At 73.1% G+C, this 21,431-nt stretch carries 19 protein-coding genes and 1 tRNA gene; 5 read left to right on the forward strand and 15 right to left on the reverse strand.

From position 1 onward, the window contains the following. Nucleotides 1–65: 65 nt before the first annotated feature. Nucleotides 66–638, reverse strand: a complete 573-nt coding sequence (locus ACF1ED_RS22815; RefSeq protein WP_391763214.1) for a TetR/AcrR family transcriptional regulator — start codon at nucleotides 636–638, stop codon at nucleotides 66–68. 170 nt (nucleotides 639–808) lie between these two features. On the opposite strand from ACF1ED_RS22815, the gene ACF1ED_RS22820 reads away from it, so the two are divergent. Then, nucleotides 809–4,114: a S41 family peptidase gene (locus ACF1ED_RS22820; RefSeq protein WP_391763216.1), complete on the forward strand. Its 3,306-nt coding sequence runs from the start codon at nucleotides 809–811 to the stop codon at nucleotides 4,112–4,114. On the opposite strand, the gene ACF1ED_RS22825 is transcribed toward ACF1ED_RS22820, so the two are convergent. From ACF1ED_RS22825 to ACF1ED_RS22845, 5 genes are all read right to left on the reverse strand, one after another. After that, nucleotides 4,057–4,587: a GNAT family N-acetyltransferase gene (locus ACF1ED_RS22825; RefSeq protein WP_391763218.1), complete on the reverse strand. Its 531-nt coding sequence runs from the start codon at nucleotides 4,585–4,587 to the stop codon at nucleotides 4,057–4,059. The two genes, ACF1ED_RS22820 and ACF1ED_RS22825, sit on opposite strands and share 58 nt — an antisense overlap. Nucleotides 4,588–4,777: 190 nt before the next feature. Beyond that, the gene (locus ACF1ED_RS22830; protein ID WP_391763220.1) at nucleotides 4,778–4,975 is read right to left on the reverse strand and encodes a hypothetical protein; all 198 of its coding nucleotides are present in this window, start codon (nucleotides 4,973–4,975) and stop codon (nucleotides 4,778–4,780) included. Between the two features lie 121 nt (nucleotides 4,976–5,096). After that, a complete protein-coding gene (locus ACF1ED_RS22835) occupies nucleotides 5,097–5,978 on the reverse strand; it encodes an SDR family oxidoreductase (RefSeq protein ID WP_391763222.1) in 882 nt (293 codons plus the stop codon). Further along, nucleotides 5,975–6,880, reverse strand: a complete 906-nt coding sequence (locus ACF1ED_RS22840; RefSeq protein ID WP_391763224.1) for an alpha/beta fold hydrolase — start codon at nucleotides 6,878–6,880, stop codon at nucleotides 5,975–5,977. The genes ACF1ED_RS22835 and ACF1ED_RS22840 overlap by 4 nt, the downstream gene beginning before the upstream one ends. Beyond that, nucleotides 6,877–8,415 (reverse strand): flavin-containing monooxygenase, encoded by a 1,539-nt coding sequence (locus ACF1ED_RS22845; protein ID WP_391763226.1) that lies wholly within the window; start codon nucleotides 8,413–8,415, stop codon nucleotides 6,877–6,879. The genes ACF1ED_RS22840 and ACF1ED_RS22845 overlap by 4 nt, the downstream gene beginning before the upstream one ends. A gap of 169 nt (nucleotides 8,416–8,584) precedes the next feature. On the opposite strand from ACF1ED_RS22845, the gene ACF1ED_RS22850 reads away from it, so the two are divergent. Next, on the forward strand, nucleotides 8,585–9,199 hold the full coding sequence (locus ACF1ED_RS22850; RefSeq protein ID WP_391763516.1) for a MerR family transcriptional regulator: 615 nt from the start codon (nucleotides 8,585–8,587) through the stop codon (nucleotides 9,197–9,199). A gap of 10 nt (nucleotides 9,200–9,209) precedes the next feature. Here ACF1ED_RS22850 and xth read toward each other — a convergent pair whose 3' ends face one another. Continuing rightward, nucleotides 9,210–10,013, reverse strand: coding sequence for an exodeoxyribonuclease III (gene xth / locus ACF1ED_RS22855; RefSeq protein WP_391763228.1), 804 nt, complete (start codon nucleotides 10,011–10,013; stop codon nucleotides 9,210–9,212). Nucleotides 10,014–10,063: 50 nt separating this feature from the next. Here xth and ACF1ED_RS22860 point away from each other — a divergent pair, with 50 nt between their 5' ends. Next, nucleotides 10,064–10,543 (forward strand): GNAT family N-acetyltransferase, encoded by a 480-nt coding sequence (locus tag ACF1ED_RS22860; RefSeq protein WP_391763230.1) that lies wholly within the window; start codon nucleotides 10,064–10,066, stop codon nucleotides 10,541–10,543. A 98-nt stretch (nucleotides 10,544–10,641) separates the two neighbouring features. On the opposite strand, the gene ACF1ED_RS22865 is transcribed toward ACF1ED_RS22860, so the two are convergent. The 7 genes from ACF1ED_RS22865 to galU all read right to left on the reverse strand — a co-directional run bounded on the left by ACF1ED_RS22865 (nucleotide 10,642) and on the right by galU (nucleotide 15,981). Then, a tRNA-Ala gene (locus tag ACF1ED_RS22865) sits at nucleotides 10,642–10,718 on the reverse strand. An 87-nt stretch (nucleotides 10,719–10,805) separates the two neighbouring features. Beyond that, the gene (gene glpR, locus ACF1ED_RS22870) at nucleotides 10,806–11,819 is read right to left on the reverse strand and encodes a gephyrin-like molybdotransferase receptor GlpR (RefSeq protein ID WP_391763232.1); all 1,014 of its coding nucleotides are present in this window, start codon (nucleotides 11,817–11,819) and stop codon (nucleotides 10,806–10,808) included. A 162-nt stretch (nucleotides 11,820–11,981) separates the two neighbouring features. Further along, nucleotides 11,982–12,602: a GNAT family N-acetyltransferase gene (locus tag ACF1ED_RS22875; RefSeq protein WP_391763234.1), complete on the reverse strand. Its 621-nt coding sequence runs from the start codon at nucleotides 12,600–12,602 to the stop codon at nucleotides 11,982–11,984. Beyond that, on the reverse strand, nucleotides 12,599–13,144 hold the full coding sequence (locus tag ACF1ED_RS22880; protein ID WP_391763236.1) for a molybdenum cofactor biosynthesis protein B: 546 nt from the start codon (nucleotides 13,142–13,144) through the stop codon (nucleotides 12,599–12,601). The genes ACF1ED_RS22875 and ACF1ED_RS22880 overlap by 4 nt, the downstream gene beginning before the upstream one ends. Continuing rightward, complete coding sequence (gene moaC, locus ACF1ED_RS22885; RefSeq protein ID WP_391763238.1) at nucleotides 13,141–13,626, reverse strand: cyclic pyranopterin monophosphate synthase MoaC; 486 nt, start codon at nucleotides 13,624–13,626, stop codon at nucleotides 13,141–13,143. The genes ACF1ED_RS22880 and moaC overlap by 4 nt, the downstream gene beginning before the upstream one ends. A 59-nt stretch (nucleotides 13,627–13,685) precedes the next feature. After that, on the reverse strand, nucleotides 13,686–15,065 hold the full coding sequence (gene glp, locus ACF1ED_RS22890) for a gephyrin-like molybdotransferase Glp (protein ID WP_391763240.1): 1,380 nt from the start codon (nucleotides 15,063–15,065) through the stop codon (nucleotides 13,686–13,688). A gap of 4 nt (nucleotides 15,066–15,069) precedes the next feature. Further along, nucleotides 15,070–15,981 (reverse strand): UTP--glucose-1-phosphate uridylyltransferase GalU, encoded by a 912-nt coding sequence (gene galU, locus ACF1ED_RS22895; protein ID WP_391763242.1) that lies wholly within the window; start codon nucleotides 15,979–15,981, stop codon nucleotides 15,070–15,072. 117 nt (nucleotides 15,982–16,098) lie between these two features. Between galU and ACF1ED_RS22900 the strand changes: the two genes are divergently transcribed. Further along, nucleotides 16,099–16,683, forward strand: a complete 585-nt coding sequence (locus ACF1ED_RS22900; RefSeq protein ID WP_391763244.1) for a 5-formyltetrahydrofolate cyclo-ligase — start codon at nucleotides 16,099–16,101, stop codon at nucleotides 16,681–16,683. A 32-nt stretch (nucleotides 16,684–16,715) separates the two neighbouring features. On the opposite strand, the gene ACF1ED_RS22905 is transcribed toward ACF1ED_RS22900, so the two are convergent. Then, nucleotides 16,716–19,454: a penicillin acylase family protein gene (locus ACF1ED_RS22905; protein WP_391763246.1), complete on the reverse strand. Its 2,739-nt coding sequence runs from the start codon at nucleotides 19,452–19,454 to the stop codon at nucleotides 16,716–16,718. 281 nt (nucleotides 19,455–19,735) lie between these two features. Between ACF1ED_RS22905 and ACF1ED_RS22910 the strand changes: the two genes are divergently transcribed. Then, nucleotides 19,736–21,280 carry a potassium/proton antiporter gene (locus tag ACF1ED_RS22910; protein ID WP_391763248.1) on the forward strand — a complete coding sequence of 515 codons (1,545 nt, stop codon included), beginning with the start codon at nucleotides 19,736–19,738 and terminating at the stop codon, nucleotides 21,278–21,280. The last annotated feature ends 151 nt before the right edge of the window (nucleotides 21,281–21,431 follow it).

The following is a 21,431-nucleotide window of genomic DNA, read 5'->3' on the forward strand; positions in this document are numbered from 1 at the left end:
GGGAGCCGGCCCGACGGCGTGAGCGGTGCGCAGTCAGGTGGAGCAGGGACGAACGGTGGTGCGGGTCAGGCGCCGAGTGAGGGGAGCACGACGGCGTCGACGTAGGCGCTGAGGAAGGCGTGGTCGACCGGCTGGTCGTCGACCAGCGGGCGGGCGACGAACGCCCCGATCAGCATGTGCGGGACGAGCTTGAGCGCCGGGTTGTCCGGGGCGATCTCGCCGCGTCGGACCGCACGGGCGAGGACCTCTTCGAAGCCGTTCAGCTCGGGTTCGATGAGCAGCTCGCGCAGGGCCCGGTGCAGGTCCGGGTTGTCGTGGACGGCATGGGCCAGACCCCGCATCAGCGCGGTGTCCTTCTCCATCTGGCAGTCGTCGGTCAGCGCCATGAGGGCCTGGAAGTCGCCGCGCAGCGAGCCGGTGTCGATCTCGGCGAGGCCGACGGGCTTGTTGTGGCGCAGGGCCCGGGCGACCAGCTCCGGCTTGCTCCCCCACTGGCGGTAGAGGGTGGCCTTGCTGGAGTGGGTGCGGGCGGCGACGGCGTCCATGGTGAGGGCGTCGTACCCGACCTCGCGGAGGAGGTCGAGGACGGCCGCGTACAGCTCGGACTCCCGCTCGGGAGTGAGTCTGCTGCGGGCCATGCCGTACCTCCGGACCGAACGAAACGGTTTCGTACTCTTCGTACGGTACGAAGGTACCCCACCCCGCAGCGAAACGAAACCGTTTCGTACGTGTCCTGGGCCACACCCGGTCACCCACGGGTTCGCGCCCACGGGTTGCCGCACCCCCTCCGCGCGGAAAGCATGAACGGGTGAGTGACGACGTGGCCTACCTCCGTTTCCCGCACCTCCACGACGACCTGCTGTGCTTCACGGCCGAGGACGACCTCTGGGTCGCCCCGCTCGCCCCCGAGGGCCGCAGTCCCGGCCGCGCCTGGCGGCTCACCGTCGACCGCACCCGGGCCGGGCACCCCCGCTTCTCCCCCGACGGGCGCCACATCGCCTACACGAACTGGCGCAGCCTCGACCCCGAGATCCACCTCGTGCCCGTCGACGGCGGCCACGCCCGGCAGCTCACCCACTGGGGCTCCACCGACACCCGCGTCTGCGGCTGGTCGCCGCCCTGCGAGGACGGGCGCTCCGACATCCTCGCCGTCTCCTCGCAGGGTCAGCCCTTCTCGTACTTCTCCTGGGCCTACACCGTCGCCACCGACGGCTCCCCCGGCGGCCGGATGCCCTGGGGCCCGGTCTGCGACATCGCCGTCCGGGACGTCGACGGCGAGCGCCGCACCCTCCTGCTCACCGGCACCCCGCCGCACGAGCCGGCCTCCTGGAAGCGCTACCGGGGCGGCGCCACCGGCCGCCTCTGGCTCCACGGCGAACGGCTCCTGCCGGACCTCGGCGGCCACCTCGCCGACCCGATGTTCGTCGCCGCCCCGCCCGGCGAGGAGGGGTACCGGATCGCCTTCCTCTCCGACCACGAGGGCATCGGCAACCTCTACTCCTGCCGCCCCGACGGCACGGACCTGCGCCGCCACACCGACCACGCCGACTTCTACGCCCGGCACGCCTCCTCCGACGGGCGCCGGATCGTCTACCAGTGCGCCGGCGAGCTGTGGATCGCCGAGGACCTGAGCGCCGGCGCCGCCCCGCGCCGCCTGGAGGTCCGGCTCGGCGGACAGCGGGCCGGCCGCCGCCCCTACCAGGTGCCCGCCGCCCAGCACGTCGACGCGCTCTCCGTCGACGAGACCGGCCGGGCCAGCGCCGTCGGCGTGCGCGGCAGCCTGTACTGGCTCACCCACCGGGACGGACCCGCCCGCGCCATCACCGACACCCCCGGCGTGCGCGTGCGGCTCCCCGAGATGCTCGGCAGCGGCGGCCAGATCGCCTACGTCACCGACGCCGAGGGCGAGGACGCCGTCGAGATCGCCTACCTCCCCCGGGCCACCGGCGACCGGCCCCCGCGCCGGCTCGCCGCCGGGGAGCTGGGCCGGGTCGAGGAACTCGTCGCCGACCCCGACGGCGAACGCCTCGCCATCGCCTCGAACGACGGCCGCCTCCTCCTCGTCGACGCCACCGAGGACTCCAACGGGGAGGTCACCGAGCTCATCCGCTCCGTCAACGGCCCCGTCCGCGACCTCGCCTTCTCCCCCGACGGCGCCTGGCTCACCTGGTCCCACCCCGGCATCGGCCGCTCCCTGCGCTCCATCAAGCTGGTCCGGATCTCCGGCCCCGGCCCGCGCACGGTCATCGACGTCACCAACGGCCGCTTCGAGGACGAGAACCCGGTCTTCACCAGCGACGGCCGCTACCTCGCCTTCCTCTCCTGGCGCGGCTTCGACCCGGTGTACGACGTCCACACCGGCGACCTGTCGTTCCCGCTCGGCTGCCGCCCCTACCTGGTCCCGCTCTCCTCCGCGACCCCCTCCCCCTTCGCGCTGCTGCCCGACGGGCGGCCGGCGGCCGGCGGCATGGACCCGGCCGACGACGGCGCCGACAGCGGCGACGGCACGGTCACCGTGGAGATCGAGGGCCTGCCCGACCGGGTCACCCCCTTCCCCGTCGCCGCCTCCAAGTACTCGGCGCTCGCCCCGGTCACCGGCGGCGGGCTCGTCTGGCTGCGCTGGCCCATCTCCGGCGCCCTCGGCGAGACCTTCGCCAACCCCGCCGACACCTCCGGCCGCCCCACCCTGGAGCACTTCTCCGTCGTCAAGGCCCGCCGCACCGAACTCGCCCGCGACCTCGACTGGTTCGCCGTCAGCGGCGACGGCAGCCGGCTCGTCGTCTTCGACGAGGGCGAACTGCGCGCCGTCCCCGCCACCGAGGCCGGCGACGGCGACTCCACCGTCTACCTCGACCTGCGCCGCATCCTCCACGAGGTCGACCCCGGCGCCGAGTGGCGCCAGGCCTACGACGAGGCCGGCCGGATCGTCCGCGCCTACTTCTGGGAGCCCGGCATGGGCGGCGTCGACTGGGACGCGGTCCTCGACCAGTACCGCCCGCTCCTCGAACGGGTCGCCTCCCCGGACGAGTTCGCCGACCTGCTCCGCGAGGTCATGGGCGAACTCGGCACCTCCCACGCCTACGTCACCCCCGCCCGGCGCAACGAGGGCCCGCCGCACTACCAGCGCCCCCAGGGCCTCCTCGGCGCCAACCTCGTGCCCCGCGACGGCGACTGGGTGGTGAAGCGGATCCTGCCCGGCGAGTCCTCCGACTCCAAGGCCCGCTCCCCGCTGGCCGGCACCGGCATCCGCGAGGGCGCCGCCCTCACCCACGTCGACGGCCGGCCCGTCGACCCCGTCGCCGGCCCCTACCCGCTGCTCGCGGGCACCGGCGGCACCACCGTCGAGCTCACCTTCACCCCGGCCGGCGGCGAGGGCCGCTCCCGCCGGGTCGCCGTCGTCCCCCTGATCGACGAACGCCCGCTCCGCTACCAGGACTGGGTCGCCAAGCGCCGGGCCGTCGTCCGCGAGCTGAGCGGCGGACGCTGCGGCTACCTCCACATCCCCGACATGGGCGGCTCCGGCTGGGCGCAGTTCAACCGCGACCTGCGGATGGAGGTCTCCCGGCCCGCCCTCATCGTCGACGTGCGCGGCAACGCCGGCGGCCACATCAGCGAACTCGTCGTGGAGACCCTCACCCGGAAGATCATCGGCTGGGACCTCACCCGCAACGCCCAGCCCGTCAGCTACGCCTCCAACGCCCCGCGCGGCCCCGTCGTCGCCCTCGCCGACGAGGCCACCTCCTCCGACGGCGACATGATCACCGCCGCCTTCAAGCTCCTCGGGCTCGGCCCCGTCGTCGGCCAGCGCACCTGGGGCGGGGTCGTCGGCATGACCGGCCGCCACAAGCTCGGCGACGGCACCCAGATCACCGTGCCCATGAACGCGGCCTGGTTCACCGAATGGGGCTGGTCCGTGGAGAACCACGGCGTCGAACCCGACCTCGCCGTGCTGCGCACCCCCCTCGACTGGGCCGAGGGCCGGCACGCCCAGCTCGACGACGCGGTCCACCGGGCCCTCGCCCTGCTGGAGGCCGGGCCGGCGGCGAGCCCGCCCGGCTACGAGTCCGTGCCGGACCGCTCCCGCCCCAAGCTGCCGCCGAGGTCCAGCTCGTAGGCGGTGCCGAGCTCGCCGGTCTCCAGGACCACGGCACCGACGGCACCGAAACCGGCGCGGGCCAGGACCGCCCGGGAGGCGTCGTTGCCGTGGGACACGACGGCCGTCAGCCGGCGGAGCCCGTACTCCCCGGCGGCCCGCCGGATCACCTCGCGCACCCCGAAGGAGGCGAGCCCCCGGCCGGTCGCCTTCTCGGCGAGCCGGTAGCCGAGCTCGGCGGTGCCCGCCTCCGGGTCCACGTCCTTGAGGTTGATCCGGCCCAGGACCTCGCCGTCCCCGGCGACGAGCACGTGGAAGTGGAGCTCCCCCGCCTCCTGGGCCTCGATCAGCTCCCGGTGCCGGGCGTCGAACTCGGCGAAGTACGCGTCCCCCCGGTCGGGCACGCGGCCGGCGAAGAAGGCCCGGTTCTCGGCCTCGAAGGCGAGGAGGGCCGGGGCGTGGTGCGAACCTATGCGTTCGAGTGCGACGGACATGCGGTGAGCGTACGAAGGTTCCTCGCGCGAGCGCGCGTGAGTTACGCCACGCCCCGGGCTCCCGCCCCGCGTCCGCCCGCCTCCCCGCCCCCGGCGCCCGCCCCGCGTCCGCACCCCCGGGCGCCCGCCCCGCGCACGCGCGAGGGGCGCACCCGGCGTCCCGGGTGCGCCCCTCGTCTCAGAACAGGCGTCAGGCCTGGCGCTCGTCGCGGCCGGTGCGCTCGCGCATCTCCCGCTCGGCGCGCTCCTTCGCCTCCTGGGCGCTCTCGCGGCCCTGGGAGGCCCGCTGGGACGCCTCGTCCTTGGCGTCCTTGCCCTTGCCCATGGCCTGCTTGCCGCGGTCGGTGAGCTCCTGCGCCTTGTCCTGGAACTGGTCCTTGATACCCATGAAGGTTCACTCCTAGAAGGGTGTGAGGGGCGGAGGGCCACATGCCCCCTGCGCCTCGACCAGCCTTGCACGAGCGAACATTCCACGCATTTCGGTCAGTTACGGTGAGTGACGCACGGGTTCACGCCCTCTCCGTCCGCGCCTGCTCGTCCGCCGCGCCGCCCGCGCCCACCAGGCCCTTGGAGACCGAGGCCAGCCGGGGCTCGAAGCGCTTCATCTCGCGCTGCCCGACGGCCGCGATCAGGCTCGGCAGATGGCCTCGGACGGACTGCATCCCGCGCAGCCACCACTGTGCGTAGACATGGGCCGAACGGCGCTCGATGCCCGCGACGATCCGGTCGACGGCCGGGCCGAGCGGGTAGGTGCGGTTCGACGGCCACGGCAGCCGCTGCCGCAGCTCCTTCATCACGTCGTCCTGGTCCGCGCCCCGCACCATGTCGGTGTCGGTCCAGGAGAGGTAGCCGACGCCGACCTTCACGCCCTTGTACGCGACCTCGGCGCGCAGGCTGTGCGCGAAGGCCTCGACGCCCGACTTGGAGGCGCAGTAGGCCGTCATCATCGGAGCCGGGGTGATCGCGGCGAGCGAGGCGATCTGGAGGAAGTACCCCCGGGACTCCATGAGGACCGGCAGGAAGGCGCGGCCGGTGACCGCCCCGCCGATCAGGTTGACCTCGATCACCCGGCGCCAGGCGACCGGGTCGGAGTCCACGAACGGGCCGCCCGCCGCGACGCCCGCGTTGGCGACGACGATGTCGACCTTGCCGAACCGCTCCTTGACCTCGGCGGCGACCCGGGCCATCGCCTCGTGGTCGGTGACGTCCGCCTCCCACCAGTCGGCCTCGGTGTGCAGCCGGCCGGCGACCTCCTTGAGGAGCTCCGGCTCCAGGCCGACGAGCGCGATCCGCGCGCCGCGCGCCGAGAGCTTGCGGGCGAGCAGCTCGCCCACGCCACGGGCGCCGCCGGTGACGACCGCCACCTGTCCTTCCAGACTGACCCTGCTCATACCCCTGCCTCCTTGCCGGTCGGGTGCGCTCCGAGATACGTGAGCGTCAGTTCGCGGATCTGCGCGGTGACGGCCTCCGGGGCCTCGACCGGCGTCATGTGGCCCATGCCGGCCAGTTCGGTCAGGCCGGTGCAGTGCGGCAGCGCCTCGGCCATGGCCCGGGAGTGGACCGGCGGGGTGAGCCGGTCGGCGGTGCCGACGAGCACGGCGGCCGGCACCCGCAGCTCCCGCACGGCCGCCTCCAGGTCGAGGCCGGCCAGCACCTGCGACCAGCCGTACCGGGAGGGGCGCGGGCAGGCGTGCACGATCCGGGCGCAGGCCTCGACCCGGTCGGGCGCGGAACCCGGTCCCATCGTCGCGTACTTGAGGACCTTCTTCGAGATCCCGTTGACCGGGCCCAGCGGCGCCTTCGAGCCGAGGACGGCGCCGGTCAGCCGGGTCCGGAGGCCGCCGGGGCCGAGCGGCACCACGGTCGCCTCGGAGGTGAGCCGGGACGGGCCGGTGGAGCAGAGCAGGACGGCGGCGGCGTGCTGGACGAAGCCGGGCCGGCCGGCCGCGGCCATGATCGTCATGCCGCCCATGGAGTGGCCGGCGACGACGGCCCGCTCGCCGGGGCCGAGGGTGGCGGCGAGCACCGCCTCCAGGTCGTCGGCGAGGGCGGTGGTCGAGTAGCCGCCGGGGGCGGGGACCGGGGAGCGGCCGTGGCCGCGCTGGTCGTAGGCGATCACCCGGTGGTCGGCGGCCAGGGCGCGGATCTGCTCCGCCCAGAAGGCGGTGGAGCAGGTCCAGCCGTGGGCGAGGACGACGGCGGGCGCGCCCTCGGGGCCGTACGCCTCGGCGTGCAGCTCGGCGCCGTCGGCGGAGCGGACGGTGAGGACGCGGGGTTCGGGGAGGCGGATCACGAGGCGGCCTCCTCCTTGCGCGCCGCGCGGCGGGCGGCCGGTCCGGGGGTGGCCCCGACCGGCTTCGGGGCGCGGAGCACCTCGTACTCGGAGAGGTCGACCCGCCGGGTCTCCTTGCGGAACTCGCCGGTGGTGCCGGGCCACAGGGTGGTGTTGCGGCCGTTGGCGTCGAGGTACCAGCTGTCGCAGCCGCCGGCCTTCCAGACGGTCCGCTCCATGCGGTTCTGGACCTTGCGGTTCCAGGCGTTGACGGCGGAGGGGCGGGCGGCGAGCGCGGCCCGGCCGCCCAGCACGTTCAGCTGGCGGAGGTAGTCGGCCATGTAGTTCAGCTGGGACTCGATCATGAGGATCATGGAGGAGTTCCCGAGGCCGGTGTTGGGCCCGATGATCGTCATCCAGTTGGGGAAGCCGGCGGCGGTGGCGCCGCGCAGCGCCTCCATGCCGTCCTTCCACGCCTCGGCGAGCGAGACGCCGTCGGCGCCGATGACGCGCGGGGCGATCGGCATGTCGGTGACGTGGAAGCCGGTGCCGAAGACGATCGCGTCGACCTCGGTCTCGGTGCCGTCGGAACCGACGACGACGTTGCCCCGGATCTCCTTCAGACCGCCGGCGACGACGTCGACGTTGGGCTGGGCGAGGGCCGGGTAGTAGGCGTTGGAGAGCAGGATCCGCTTGCAGCCGATGCGGTACGAGGGGGTCAGCTTGGCCCGCAGCACCGGGTCCTTGACGGACTTGGCGATGTTGGCCCTGGCCAGCTTCTCGACCAGGCCCAGCTCGCCCGGGTGCTTGGTGAAGGCGCCGACCTGGAGCTCCCGGATGCCCCACAGGATGCCGCGGCGCAGGGTGGCGGTGACCGGCAGCCTGCGGTGCAGCCAGCGCTCGGGGCCGCTGATGGCCCGGTCCATGCGGGGCATCACCCACGGGGGCGTGCGCTGGAAGAGCGTGAGCTTCGCGACGTCGGGCTGGATCGCGGGGACGATCTGGATGGCGGAGGCGCCGGTGCCGACCATGGCGACGCGCTTGCCCCTCAGGTCGTAGTCGTGGTCCCAGCGGGCCGAGTGGAAGACCTTGCCGGTGAAGCCGTCGAGGCCGGGGACGTCCGGGATCTTCGGGTCGGAGAGCGGGCCGGTGGCGGAGACGACGACGTCGGCGCTGAAGGAGCCGGAGCTGGTCTCGATCCGCCAGCGCAGCTCGTCGGCGTCCCACTCCATCCGCAGCACCTCGTGGTTCAGCCGCAGGTGCGGCCGGAGTCCGAAGGTGTCGGTGACGTGCTCCAGGTAGGCCCGGATGTGCCGCTGGCCGGAGAAGGTCCGGGGCCAGTCGGGGTTGGGCGCGAAGGAGAAGGAGTACAGGTGCGAGGGCACGTCGCAGGCGCACCCGGGGTAGCTGTTGTCCCGCCAGGTCCCGCCCACGGAGCCGGCCCGCTCCAGGACGACGAAGTCGGTGATCCCCTCGCGGCGCAGCCGGACGGCGGCCCCGAGTCCTCCGAACCCCGATCCGATCACCGCCACCCGAACGTGCTCGTGCTTCGCCATGCCGCCTCCCGTGCGCCCGGCCAATTCCGCCAGCAATCACTGGCACAGTCGGACTGTAGAGCAGCTCCATACCGAGCGGTAGGGGTCGGGCAAGGGAAAGTTACCGGCGGTACAACATAGGCTGACGGGTGTGGCAGAACGATCAGGGAACCCGCCCCGCGAGTACCGGATGGCAGAACTGGCCGAGGAGGCCGGCATCACCGTCCGCACGCTCCGCTTCTACCGCGAGCGCGGCCTGATCCCGCCGCCGCGCCGCGAGGGCCGCATCGCCTGGTACGACGAGCACCACCTGGCCCGGCTCCGCACCATCGCCGCCCTGCTGGAGCGCGGCCACACCCTCACCGGCATCGCCGACCTGACGGCGGCCTTCGACTCGGGGCGGGACGTCGGCGAGGTCCTCGAACTCGGCTCCCCCACCGAGGAGGAGCCCGTCCGCCTCACCCCCGAGGAGCTCGCCGACCGCTTCGACGGCGAGGTCACCCCGGAGAACCTCGCGGCGGCCCTGGACCTCGGCTACCTGGCGACCGACGGCGAGGAGATCGTCCACGTCAGCCGACGGCTCCTCGACGTCTCCGCCGCCCTCGTCCGCGAGGGCGTCCCGCTCGCCGAGGTCCTCAAGGCCGGCGCCCGCGTCCGCGAACACGCCGAGGCCCTGGCCGCCCTCTTCGCCGAGGCCCTGGGCCCCCACGTCAAGGACGGCGACCTGAACCGCCTGCGCCCCCTCGCCAAGAGCGTCGTCGAGGCGGAACTCTCCCTGGCCCTCGACCGCCGCCTGCGCGGCTGAGCCCGGGCCCCTAGAGCTCGTACACGGCCGTCACGGGCGCGTGGTCGCTCCACCGCTCGGCATGCGTGGCGGCCCGCTCGACGTACGCCTTGACCGCCTTCGCCGCCAGGCCGGGGGTGGCCATCTGGTAGTCGATGCGCCAGCCCGAGTCGTTGTCGAAGGCGCGGCCCCGGTAGGACCACCAGGAGTACGGGCCCTCCTGGTCGGGGTGGAGGGCGCGGAGGACGTCGACGTAACCGCCGTCGGCCCCGTCCAGGACGCGGGACAGCCACTCGCGCTCCTCCGGGAGGAAGCCGGCGCTCTTGCGGTTGGCCTTCCAGTTCTTGAGGTCCGCCTCCCGGTGGGCGATGTTCCAGTCGCCGCACACGACGACCTCGCGGCCGTCGGCGGCGGCGCGGGCCCGCAGCTCCTTCAGATAGGGCAGGAACTCGCCCGTGAAGCGGTACTTCTCGTCCTGCTTCTCGGTGCCGGCCTCGCCAGAGGGGAGGTAGAGGCTGGCGACGGTGACGCCGGGCAGGTCGGCCTCGATGTAGCGGCCCGAGCCGTCGAACTCGCTCGACCCGAAGCCGACGCGCAGGGCGTCGGGCTCGCGCCGCAGGTAGAGGGAGACGCCCGCGCGGCCCTTGGCGGCGGCGGGGGCGTGGGCGGTGAACCAGCCTTCGGGGGCCCGGACCTCCTCGGGCAGCTGCGCCTCCTCGGCGCGCACCTCCTGGAGGCAGACGGCATCGGCGGAGGTCCCCGCCAGCCACTCGACGAAGCCCTTCTTGGCGGCGGCGCGGAGACCGTTGACGTTCGCGGTCGTGACAGTGAACATCCCGGGAGAATACCGACACCCGCCACTCGCATACACGTACGATCTCCGTCATGCACATCCAGCCCACCCCCTACGACCACCCCGACGCCGTGAAACTGCAGGACGCGGTGCAGGCGGAGTACGTGGTCCGCTACCACGGCGAGGGCGACGTCACACCGCTCGACCCGTCGATGTTCGTCCCGCCGCGCGGCCTGTACCTCCTCGCCTACGACCCCGGGGAGCGGCCCGTCGCCAGCGGCGCCTGGCGCCGCCAGGACGAGAACGAGGAGGGGTACGCCGACGGCGACGCCGAGCTCAAGCGCATGTACGTCATACCCGAGGCCCGCGGCCTGGGCCTGGCCCGCCGCATCCTGGCCCTCCTGGAGGACGACGCCCGCGCCGCCGGCCGCACCCGCATGGTCCTGGAGACCGGCACGGCCCAGCCCGAGGCCATCGCCCTCTACACCTCCAGCGGCTACGAGCCCTGCGTCAAGTTCGGCCACTACCGCGACTACGAGAACAGCCGCTGCTTCGCCAAGCCGCTGGTCTGAGGCGCCGGGCGCCCGTCCCGGCACCGGCCGGCCGGACGGGTGCCCGGAAACGACGAAATCCCGCCCGATCTTTCGATCGGACGGGATTCGTCATCCGCTGGTGGACCTGAGGGGATTCGAACCCCTGACCCCCTCGATGCGAACGAGGTGCGCTACCGGACTGCGCCACAGGCCCCTGCGACGTGTGAAACATTAGCACCTCGGTCGGCGAGAATAAAAATCGCTTCCGCCGCAGGTCAGGCGAGGACCCGCCGCACCGCCGTCATTCGTTGGCGGCGCGGGGGCGGTCCTCCTCCGCGTACTGGTCGAAGAGCGGGGTGCGGCCCCGGTCCCGGCCGCGGCGCGGCGGGGCCGGGCGGCGGCGCGGGGCCGGCGAGGCGGCCGGGGACTGCTCGGCGGCCGTGGAGGAGCGGGCCGCGCTCCAGGTCTCCGGGTCGGTGACGTCCACGCCGTTGGAGGCGCGCGGGGCGACCGGCGCGGTCACGTAGGTGGGCAGCGGCACCGGCACCGGGTCCCAGCTGTCGCCGCGGGCCGGTCCGCGCTCGCGCTGCTGGTCCACCCACTCGGCGTGGTCGGTCTGTTCGACCAGCGCGCGCCGGTCGGCCTCCTGCGGGGAGACCGGCTGGGCGGGCGAGGGCTCCGGCGCCGGCGCGGCGGCCCCGCGGCTCTCGCGGAGCCGGGCGGCGGCGGCCTCGGCGCGCCGCCGGTCCATCACGTAGACGAAGCGGCGGCGCTCCTGTCCGCGCAGGTGGACGATGTAGGCGCTGAGCAGCACGGCGGGGACGCCGGGCGCCCACAGGAAGGCCACGCCGCCGACGGCGGCGACCACGGCGCCGAGGGTGAAGGCCGAGAAGAGCACGATCGTGGTGCGCCGGCGGCGCGCCAGGGCCTTGCCGCGGCGGGCCCGCTCGGCGGCGGAGCGGGGGGCCTGGGCGGCCTCGGGCGCGGGATCCGGTTCCGGCTCGGGGAGTTCGAGGCGCGCCTCGGTCCTGGCCGGAGGCGCGGAGAAGGCCCGGACGTCGACCGAGCTCAATTGCTCGGTCGCCGCGTCCGGGTCCGCGTCGGTCACCGCCTCCGGGGCCGTACCCCGCTCGCGGAGCTCCTTGGCGTACCGGCGCTCCATGCCCGCCCGTCCGGAAAGGAGCCGGATGGCGGTGCTGAAGCGTTCCGTCGGACGGGCCTCGTTCAGCTCGTCCTGCCTGCGGAGCCACATCGGCACCAGGTAGGCGGCCCAGGCCCCGACGATGACTGCGTAGATGAGGCCGCTGCTGCTCACGCCTCACACGGTAGAGGGGTTCGCGACGGGGCATCGGCCAATTGGCCCGGTGTGTCGCACGATCTGGCTGATATCACTGAACTTTTTTGTGATTGTTCAGATCGATCGGTGTTCATATGCCACTGGAATTCGAACAGTTATATGAATTGCGGGATCGGGCGGCTATGCGGCGTCCCTGCGGCGCGTCCGGCGCCAGCGGGCGAGCAGCCCCTCCGGAATCTCCTCCGCGGTCAGCGCGAACACCAGGTGGTCCCGCCAGGCGCCGTCGATGTGCAGGTAGCGCGGCCGCAACCCCTCTTCCCGGAAGCCGAGTTTCTCCACCACCCGGCGGGAGGGGCCGTTCTCCGGCCGGATGCACACCTCCATGCGGTGCAGCCCCACCACGCGGAAGCAGTGGTCCGTGGCGAGCGCCACCGCCGTCGGCATCACCCCGCGCCCGGCGACCTCGCTGTCCACCCAGTAGCCCACGTGCCCCGAGCACATCGAGCCCCAGGTGATCCCCGCGACCGTCAGCTGGCCGGCCATCCGGCCCCGGTACTCGATGACGAACGGCAGCATCCGGCCCGCGTTCGCCTCCGACCGCAGGTGGCGCACCATCTGACGGTACGTGGGGCGCCGCGCGGGCGGCATGCCCGGCGCGGGCGGCGGCACCGTCGCCTCCCAGGGGCGCAGCCACTCGCGGTTGCGGCGGTTCAGCTCCCGCCACTCCCGCTGGTCGCGCATCCTTATCGGGCGGAGCACCACGTCTCCGTCGGCGAGGACGGCCGGCCAGGCCGCGTTCATGACGCCGGGCCCGCTTCCGCCGGTCTCGGGTGGTCGCCGCCGCGGATCTGGTCCACGGCGTGCCGCAGCAGCGGCTCCAGGACGGCGAGCCCGTCCCGCACCCCGCCGGTCGAGCCCGGCAGGTTCACGATCAGGGTGGAGCCCGCGACCCCGGCGAGCCCGCGCGAGAGCGCCGCCGTCGGCACCTTCTCCCGCCCGTACGCCCGGATCGCCTCCGGGATGCCGGGGATGTGCCGCTCCAGGACCCGCGCGGTGACCTCGGGCGTCTCGTCGGTGGGCGAGATGCCGGTGCCGCCGGTCGTGAGGATGACGTCGTACCCGGCGGCGATCCCGGCGCGCAGCGCCGCCTCGACGGGCGCCCCGTCGGGCACGACCCGCGGCCCGTCGACCGCGAAGCCCATGCCCCGCAGCCCCTCGGCGATCAGCGGACCGCCCTTGTCCTCGTAGACCCCGGCGGAGGCCCGGTTGGAGGCGGTGACGACCAGCGCCCGGTGGTTCCCGTGGGCCTCGTGCGCGCCCGCGACCCGGCCGCCGCGCGTCACGCGTCGTCCCGGGTCCAGTGACCCGACTTGCCGCCGGTCTTCTCCTCCACCCGCACGTCGGAGATGACCGCGCCCTTGTCGACCGCCTTGATCATGTCCACCACCGTCAGCGCGGCCACCGACACGGCGGTCAGCGCCTCCATCTCGACGCCGGTGCGGTCGGTGGTCTTCACCGTGGCCAGGATCTCCACCGCGTCGTCCGCCACGGTGAGGTCCAGCTTCACCCCGGAGACGGCCAGCGGGTGGCAGAGCGGGATGAGGTCGGGGGTCTTCTTCGCGCCCATGATCCCGGCGATCCGCGCGGTCGCCAGGGCGTCGCCCTTCGGCACGCCCTCGCCGCGCAGCAGCTCGATCACGCGCGGCGAGACGAGCACGCGCCCGCTGGCGCGCGCCGTGCGGGAGGTGACGTCCTTCGCCGATACGTCGACCATGCGGGCGGCGCCCGCCTCGTCGATGTGGGTGAGGCCTTGCTGCGTGCTCATCGCCGTGACACTCCCGGTCGCTGTGTGGGACGACACACCGTACCCCCGCCCGGCCCCCCTCAGCCGAGGAGGACCACGTCCAGCTCCTCCCCCGGGTCGGCCCCGGTGCGGTCCTCCGGGACCACGAGCAGGCAGTCCGCGTGGGCGAGGGCGGCGATCAGGTGGGAGCCGGCACCGCCCACGGGGGTGACGGTGCCGGACTCGGGGTCGTACGCCCCCCGGAGGTACTGGCGGCGGCCGGACGGGGAGGAGAGCGGGGCGTCGGCCTTCAGGGTGGCGCGGACGACCGGGCGGTGCAGGTCGGCCAGGCCCATCAGGGCGCGGATGGCCGGCCGGACGAAGAGCTCGAAGGAGACGTACGAGGAGACCGGGTTGCCCGGCAGGGCGAGCAGCGGGATCTGCTCGGGGCCGATCGCGCCGAAGCCCTGCGGCTTGCCCGGCTGCATGGCGAGCTTGCGGAAGTCGACCTGTCCGTCGGCGGTCAGGGCCTCCTTCACCACGTCGTAGGCGCCGACGCTGACGCCGCCGGTGGTGACGAGGAGGTCGGCCCGGATGAGCTGGTCCTCGATGGCGGCGCGGAGCGACTCGGCGTCGTCGGCGACCGCGCCGACCCGGTAGGCCAGGGCGCCCGCGTCCCGGGCGGCGGCGGCGAGCGCGAAGCTGTTGGAGTCGTGGATCTGACCGGGGCCCAGCTCCTCGCCGGGCTGGACGAGTTCGCTGCCGGTGGAGAGGACCACCACGCGGGGGCGCGGCCTGACCCTGACCGTGCCGCGGCCGATCGCGGCGAGCAGGCCGAGCTGCGGCGGGCCGAGGACGGTGCCGGCGGCGAGGGCGAGCTCGCCCGCGCTCACGTCGCTGCCGGCCCTGCGGACATGGGCGCCGGCCTCCGCCGCGCGGTGCACCCGGACCTCGCCGGCGGCGCCCTCCGGGGCGCTGCTCGCGGCCCGCATGCCGGTGGCCGCGCCCTCGCCCGCGCCGCCGTCGGTCCACTCGACGGGGACGACGGCCTCCGCGCCGGGCGGCAGCGGGGCGCCGGTCATGATCCGGGCGGCCTGGCCGGGGCCGACCTCCGGCAGGCCGCCGGCGCCCGCGGCGACGTCGCCGACGACCGTGAGGACGGCGGGGAACTCCTCGGTGGCGCCCGTGACGTCGGCGACCCGGACCGCGTACCCGTCCATGGAGCTGTTGTCGAAGGGCGGCAGCGCCGCCGGCACCGTCACGTCCTCGACCAGGACGCAGCCCTGGGCGTCGAGCAGCTGGAGCTCGATCGGCTCCAGGGGGCGGACGGTCGCCAGGATGTCGGCCAGGTGCTCGTCGACCGACCACAGGCCGGTCCGGTCCGGTCCGGCGCAGGGGTCGCCCGGTCCGTGACCGTGGCCGTGGTCCCGCGGGTCCTGGTGGTCCTGCGGGTCCCGGGACGGTGCCGCGTCGCTGCTCAAGGTCCTACATCTCCTCGCTGACGTATCTCCGGAGCCAGGCCCGGAAGTCCGGTCCCAGATCTTCACGCTCGCACGCGAGTCTGACAATGGCACGCAGATAGTCGCCGCGGTCCCCGGTGTCATAGCGGCGCCCCTTGAAGACGACGCCGTGCACCGGGCCGCCGAGCTTCTCGTCGCTCGCCAGCTTCTGGAGGGCGTCGGTCAGCTGGATCTCGCCGCCCCGGCCGGGCTCGGTCTCGCGCAGCATGTCGAAGACGGCCGGGTCGAGCACGTAGCGGCCGATGACGGCGTAGTTGCTGGGCGCCTCGGCCGGCTCCGGCTTCTCCACCAGGTCGGTCACCCGCACCACGTCGCCGTCGACGGTCGGCTCGACCGCCGCGCAGCCGTACAGGTGGATCTGGGAGGGGTCGACCTCCATCAGCGCGACGACGCTGCCGCCCTCGCGCTCCTGGACCTCGACCATGCGCGCGAGGAGCGGGTCGCGCGGGTCGATCAGGTCGTCGCCGAGGAGGACCGCGAAGGGCTGGTCGCCGACGTGCGGGGCCGCGCACAGCACCGCGTGGCCGAGGCCGCGGGGGGCGCCCTGGCGCACGTAGTGCATGGTGGCGAGGTCGCTGGACTCCTGGACCTTGGAGAGGCGCTCGTCGTCGCCCTTGCGGATCAGCGCCTCCTCCAGCTCGTAGTTCCGGTCGAAGTGGTCCTCCAGCGGACGCTTGTTCCGGCCTGTGATCATGAGCACGTCGGAGAGCCCGGCCGCGACGGCCTCCTCGACGACGTACTGGATGGCCGGCTTGTCGACGACCGGCAGCATCTCCTTGGGGGTCGCCTTCGTCGCCGGCAGGAAGCGGGTGCCGAGACCGGCGGCCGGGATGACAGCCTTGCTGATCCGGCCGAGCCGGGGAAACGACTGATTCATGCAGGAACTTTAACCGCTACGGAATGAGAGGAAGATGGGGTTCCGATTAACTTTCTCCCCATAAGGGCCTTTATGAGCGTTTCCTGAGGATCCGACCCACAGAAAGAGAATCCCGACATGTCCGAAAAGGCCCTGCTGCGGCGGCGACTTCTCGACGCCCGCGCCGCGCTCTCCCCCGACGCGCTCGCCCGGACCGCCGAGGCGCTGGCCGCCCACGGCCTCGGCCTGCCGGAGCTGGCCGGGGCCGCCACCGTCGCCGCGTACGTCTCGGTCGGCCGCGAACCCGGCACGCGCGCGCTCCTCGACGCCCTGCACGCGCGCGGGGTGCGGGTCCTGCTGCCGGTGCTGCTGCCCGACAACGACCTGGACTGGGCGGTCTACGAGGGGCCGGAGGCGCTGGCGAAGGCGGGCCGCGGCCTCCTGGAGCCGACCGGCCCGCGGCTCGGTCCGGACGCCGTGTGCACGGCCGACGCGGTGCTGCTGCCGGGGCTCGCGGTGGACGCGCGCGGCATGCGGCTCGGCCGGGGCGGCGGCTCGTACGACCGGGTCCTCGCCCGGCTCGCCCGCGCCGGGAAGGAGCCGGCCCTGGTGGTGCTGCTGCACGCGAACGAGGTGGTCGCGCGGGTCCCGGAGGAACCGCACGACCACCCCGTGCGGGCGGTGGTCACCCCCGAGGGGGCGACCCGCTTCGGCCGTTCGTGATCACGGAGCGACCACTTTCCGGCCGTTCGTGATCATGGCTTGAGCGTCAGCGTGTCCTTCGCCGCCGCGTCGACCGCCGCCCTGCCGTAGGCCCAGTCGTACAGCTCGCCCTCGGCCCAGGCGTCGGTCTGGTCCGTGTAGTTGTCGTGGAAGGCGTGGCCGGAGGCACCGGTCAGGTTGATCCACCGGGACTTGTCCCAGTCGCCGACGTTGACGACCATCCGCATCGACGGCACCCAGATGACCTCGTAGCCGCCGGCCGCGTTCCATCCGGTCGCGTCGACCGCGGCCTCGCCGCCGCCGAGGTTCCACGGACCGCGGTTCAGCAGCTTCTGCACCACCCCGGGCCCGGCGGTGCCGAGCGTCTGGTTCTTCAGGGTCAGCTGGTGCAGCCGGCCCCAGCTCCAGGTGGAGACGTCCTTGCCGAGCTTGGCGGTCAGCTCCCAGCGGGCGTCCTTCATGGCCCGGGCGAGCAGCTGGTCGCGGGTCTCGGTGGCCGGGTCGGTGCGGGTGGCGGGGGTGGTCCACCACGCGCTCTTCTCCTGCTTGAGCAGCGGGCGGACCACCTCGTACCAGCGGTCGCCGCCGTCCGGCTGCGCCGAGTCGGGGTCGCGCTCGCCGCACTCGCGGACCAGCTTGTTCTGCTCGTCGACCGGGCCGGTCGCGTCCACCGGGCGCACGTTGACGCAGTCGCCCTCGGCGCGCACCTCCTTGGGCAGCTTGTCGCCGAAGGAGAGCTTGAGGACGTTGCGCCAGACCGCGTTGAAGTACGCGGCGGCGGCCGAGTCGGGCTCCTGGGTGTAGTCCCAGCCCTCCAGCAGCTTCTGCGCCTCGCGGACGTGCGGGTCGGAGATGTCGACCTTCAGCAGCAGCGGGTTGAGCAGGGTGGCGATCTCGCTGCGGTTGTCCGTCTGCATGGTCCGCATGTCGTCCGGCGAGATCTTGCCGCCGTCCTTGGTCTTCGACTCGATGAGGTCGTTGATCCGCTGGCTGCGGGAGCCGTAGCCCCAGTCCTCGGTGAGCAGCTCGTCGTACTGCTCCGGGGAGATCACGGCCTGGTTGGCGGTCACGATGTAGCCGCGGTCCGGGTTGTACTCGTACGGCAGCTGCTCGAAGGGGATGTAGCCCTTCCAGCGGTAGGCGGACTTCCAGCCGGGGGCGGGCACGGTGCCGTCGCCGGTGGCGCGGCGCGGGATCTTGCCCGGCGACTGGTAGCCGATGTTGCCCTTGGTGTCGGCGTAGACGAGGTTCTGCGAGGGGACCTCGAAGTTCTTCGCGGCGGCCCGGAACTGCTTGAAGTCCTTGGCGAGGTTGAGCGCGAAGATCGCGTCCATGGACTTGCCCGGCTGGAGGGCGGTCCACTGGAGGGAGACGCCGTAGCCGGTGCCCCGGTCGGGGGCGGAGTTGCCGACGGGGGCCGTCTGGCCGACCTTCTCCAGTTCGGAGGAGCGGTCGGAGACCAGCGGGCCGTGGTCGGTGGAGCGGACGGTGATGGTCCGGTTGCTGCCGCCGGCGACCTTGATGACCTCCTCGCGGGTGTCGAAGGGCTTGACCTTGCCGTCGACGAGGTAGCCCTCGGGGCTGACCTTCTCCAGGTAGAGGTCGGTGACGTCGGCGCCGAGGTTGGTAAGGCCCCAGGCGATGGAGTCGTTGTGGCCGATGATCACGCCGGGCATGCCGGAGAAGGTGTAGCCGGCGACGTCGTAGCGGCAGGTCGCCGAGACCGAGCGGCAGTGCAGGCCCATCTGGTACCAGAGGGACGGCAGCATCGGCGCGAGGTGCGGGTCGTTGGCGAGCAGCGGCTTTCCGGAGGTGGTGAGCTTCCCGGAGACGACCCAGGAGTTGGAGCCGATGCCGTTGCCGTTGGGGCCGAGCAGCGAGGGCACCTGGTCGAGGACGTCCGAGAGGCCGGAGAGGGCGGCGAGCTGGGCGCTCGGACCGCCGGAGCCGTCGCCCGCGCCGCCCGCGGCGGAGCCGCCGTCGTCCTCGCCGTCCTTGCCCGCCTTCGGGTCGAACTTCTTCGTCACCGGGTCGACCGTGCCGCGGTCGAGGATCGGCTGGTGGAGCTCGTACGGGTACGCCGGGTAGAGCTGCTTGATCTGCGCCGGGGTCAGCCGGCTGGTGAGCAGCGAGCGGTCGATCTCGTCCTGCATGTTGCCGCGCAGGTCCCAGGCCATGGCCTTGAGCCAGGCCACCGAGTCGACCGGGGTCCACGGCTCGATCGCGTAGTCGTTGGTGAGGGCCAGGGCCGCGTACTCGACGGAGACGTCCTTCGGCGCCCGGTCCTTCAGGTAGGCGTTGACGCCCTCCGCGTACGCCTGGAGGTACTTCTTCGTCTCCGGCGCCAGGACCTTGTCGTACTCCTGCTGCGCGACCTGGCGCCAGCCGAGGGTGCGCAGGAAGGCGTCGGTCTCGACCTGGCCCTCGCCGAACATCTCGGAGAGGCGGCCGGCGGTGAGGTGCCGGCGGACGTCCATCTCGTAGAAGCGGTCCTGCGCCTGGACGTAGCCCTGCGCGCGGAAGAGGTCGGCCTCGGTGTCCGCGTAGATCTGCGGGATGCCGTGGGCGTCCCGCTTGACCTCGACGTCGCCGGAGAGCGAGTCGAGCCGGACCTCGCCGGTGGTCTGCGGGAACGAGGCCCGGACGGTGCCGACTCCCCACCAGCCGCCGAAGGCGACGGCCCCGACCAGCGCAAGGACCAGGAGCAGGACGATCAGGCGGGCGCGCCTGCCTTTCTTCTTGGCGGGGGGCGCGGTCGTGTTGGAGGGCATCGCTGTCCTTCGAGGGGCAGGGTGGTCCTGGAGTACGGGAGCCACCTTAGGCGCAGCGCCTGGGCGCCTTGGACGCGGTGTCAGGGAGGAACCGTACGGATGACCGTGTGATGACCGTATCGAAGCGGGAGGGAGCGCAAAGAAGGCGTCAAGAAAGCGTTAAAGATTAGGTAAGGTAACGAAGTACCTGGTGCTGGAGGAACGATCCGGCGCGTGCGAGGGGAAGGAACGGCGCACTGACTGTCCACGAGCTCAACGAACTCCTGCTGATCAGCTCACTGGTGCTGCTGATCGCGGTCGCCGCCGTCCGGATCTCGTCCCGCAGCGGGCTCCCCAGCCTCCTCCTCTACCTCGGCATCGGCGTCGCCATCGGACAGGACGGCATCGGCAACGTCGCCTTCGACAACGCCGAACTCACCCAGGTCATCGGCTACGCGGCCCTCGTCGTCATCCTCGCCGAGGGCGGTCTCGGCACGAAGTGGAAGGAGATCAAGCCGGCCCTGCCGGCCGCGGTCGTCCTCTCCACCGTCGGCGTCGCCGTCTCCGTCGGCGTCACCGCCGCCGGCGCCCACTACCTCGTCGGCCTGGAATGGCGGCAGGCGCTGATCATCGGCGCCGTCGTCTCCTCCACCGACGCCGCCGCCGTCTTCTCCGTGCTGCGCAAGGTGCCGCTGCCGGCCCGGGTCACCGGCGTGCTGGAGGCCGAGTCCGGCTTCAACGACGCCCCCGTCGTCATCCTCGTCGTCGCCTTCTCCTCCGCCGGACCCGTCGACGACTGGTACGTGCTCGTCGGCACGATCGCCCTGGAGCTCGCCATCGGCGCCGCCGTCGGCCTCGGGGTCGGCTTCGTCGGCTCGTACGGACTCCGGCACGTCGCCCTGCCCGCCTCCGGCCTCTACCCGATCGCCGTCATGGCCATCGCCGTCGCCGCCTACGCGGCCGGCGCGATCGCCCACGGCTCCGGCTTCCTCGCCGTCTACCTGGCCTCGATGGTCCTCGGCAACGCCAAGCTGCCGCACGCCCCCGCCAACCGCGGCTTCGCCGAGGGACTCGGCTGGATCGCCCAGATCGGCATGTTCGTCCTGCTCGGCCTGCTCGTCACCCCGCACGAGCTCGTCCACGACTTCTGGCCGGCCGTCGTCATCGGCCTCGTCCTGACCATGGTCGCCCGGCCCATGGAGGTGCTGGTCAGCCTGCTGCCCTTCCGCATCCCCTGGCAGGAGCAGGCCCTCATGTCCTGGGCCGGCCTGCGCGGAGCCGTGCCCATCATCCTCGCCACCATCCCGATGGTGGGGCAGATCGAGGGCAGCGAGCGGATCTTCAACATCGTCTTCGTCCTGGTCGTCGTCTACACCCTCGTCCAGGGCCCGACCCTGCCCTACCTGGCGAAGGCGCTGAAGCTCGGCGACTCCGCCGGGACCGCCGACCTCGGCGTCGAGTCCGCCCCGCTGGAGCGGCTCCGCGGCCACCTGCTGTCCGTCGCCATCCCCGAGGGCTCCCGGATGCACGGCGTCGAGGTCGCCGAGCTGCGCCTCCCGGCCGGCGCCGCCGTCACCCTCGTCGTGCGGGACGACGCCAGCTTCGTACCGGGGCCGGCGACCGTGCTGCGCAAGGGCGACGAACTGCTCGTCGTCGCCACCGACCCGGTGCGCGACGCCACCGAGCGCAGGCTGCGCGCGGTCGGCCAGGGCGGCAAGCTCGCGGGCTGGCTCGGCACCGGGGACGGACGGAAGACGGTCCCCGCGACGGCGACCCGCTTCCACCGGCCGGCGTCCATGACGGGGAAGGACGCGCCGCCGGGGGAGACCGGACGAACAGAGCGTTAATCGGCGGCATTATTTCGGGGTCAGGAGCGTTCTTCCCAGTGGAATCACAGGCGGGAGAACGCTCCTCCCTGTACCATGAAGGCACACTTGATCGAACCAACTCTGCCTGACGCAGAGCTGGCGCGACCGTATGGCGGCCGCGGCGCCCCCT

Origin of the sequence: Streptomyces sp. NPDC014656, assembly GCF_043084305.1 — a bacterium.
GTDB lineage: Bacteria > Actinomycetota > Actinomycetes > Streptomycetales > Streptomycetaceae > Streptomyces.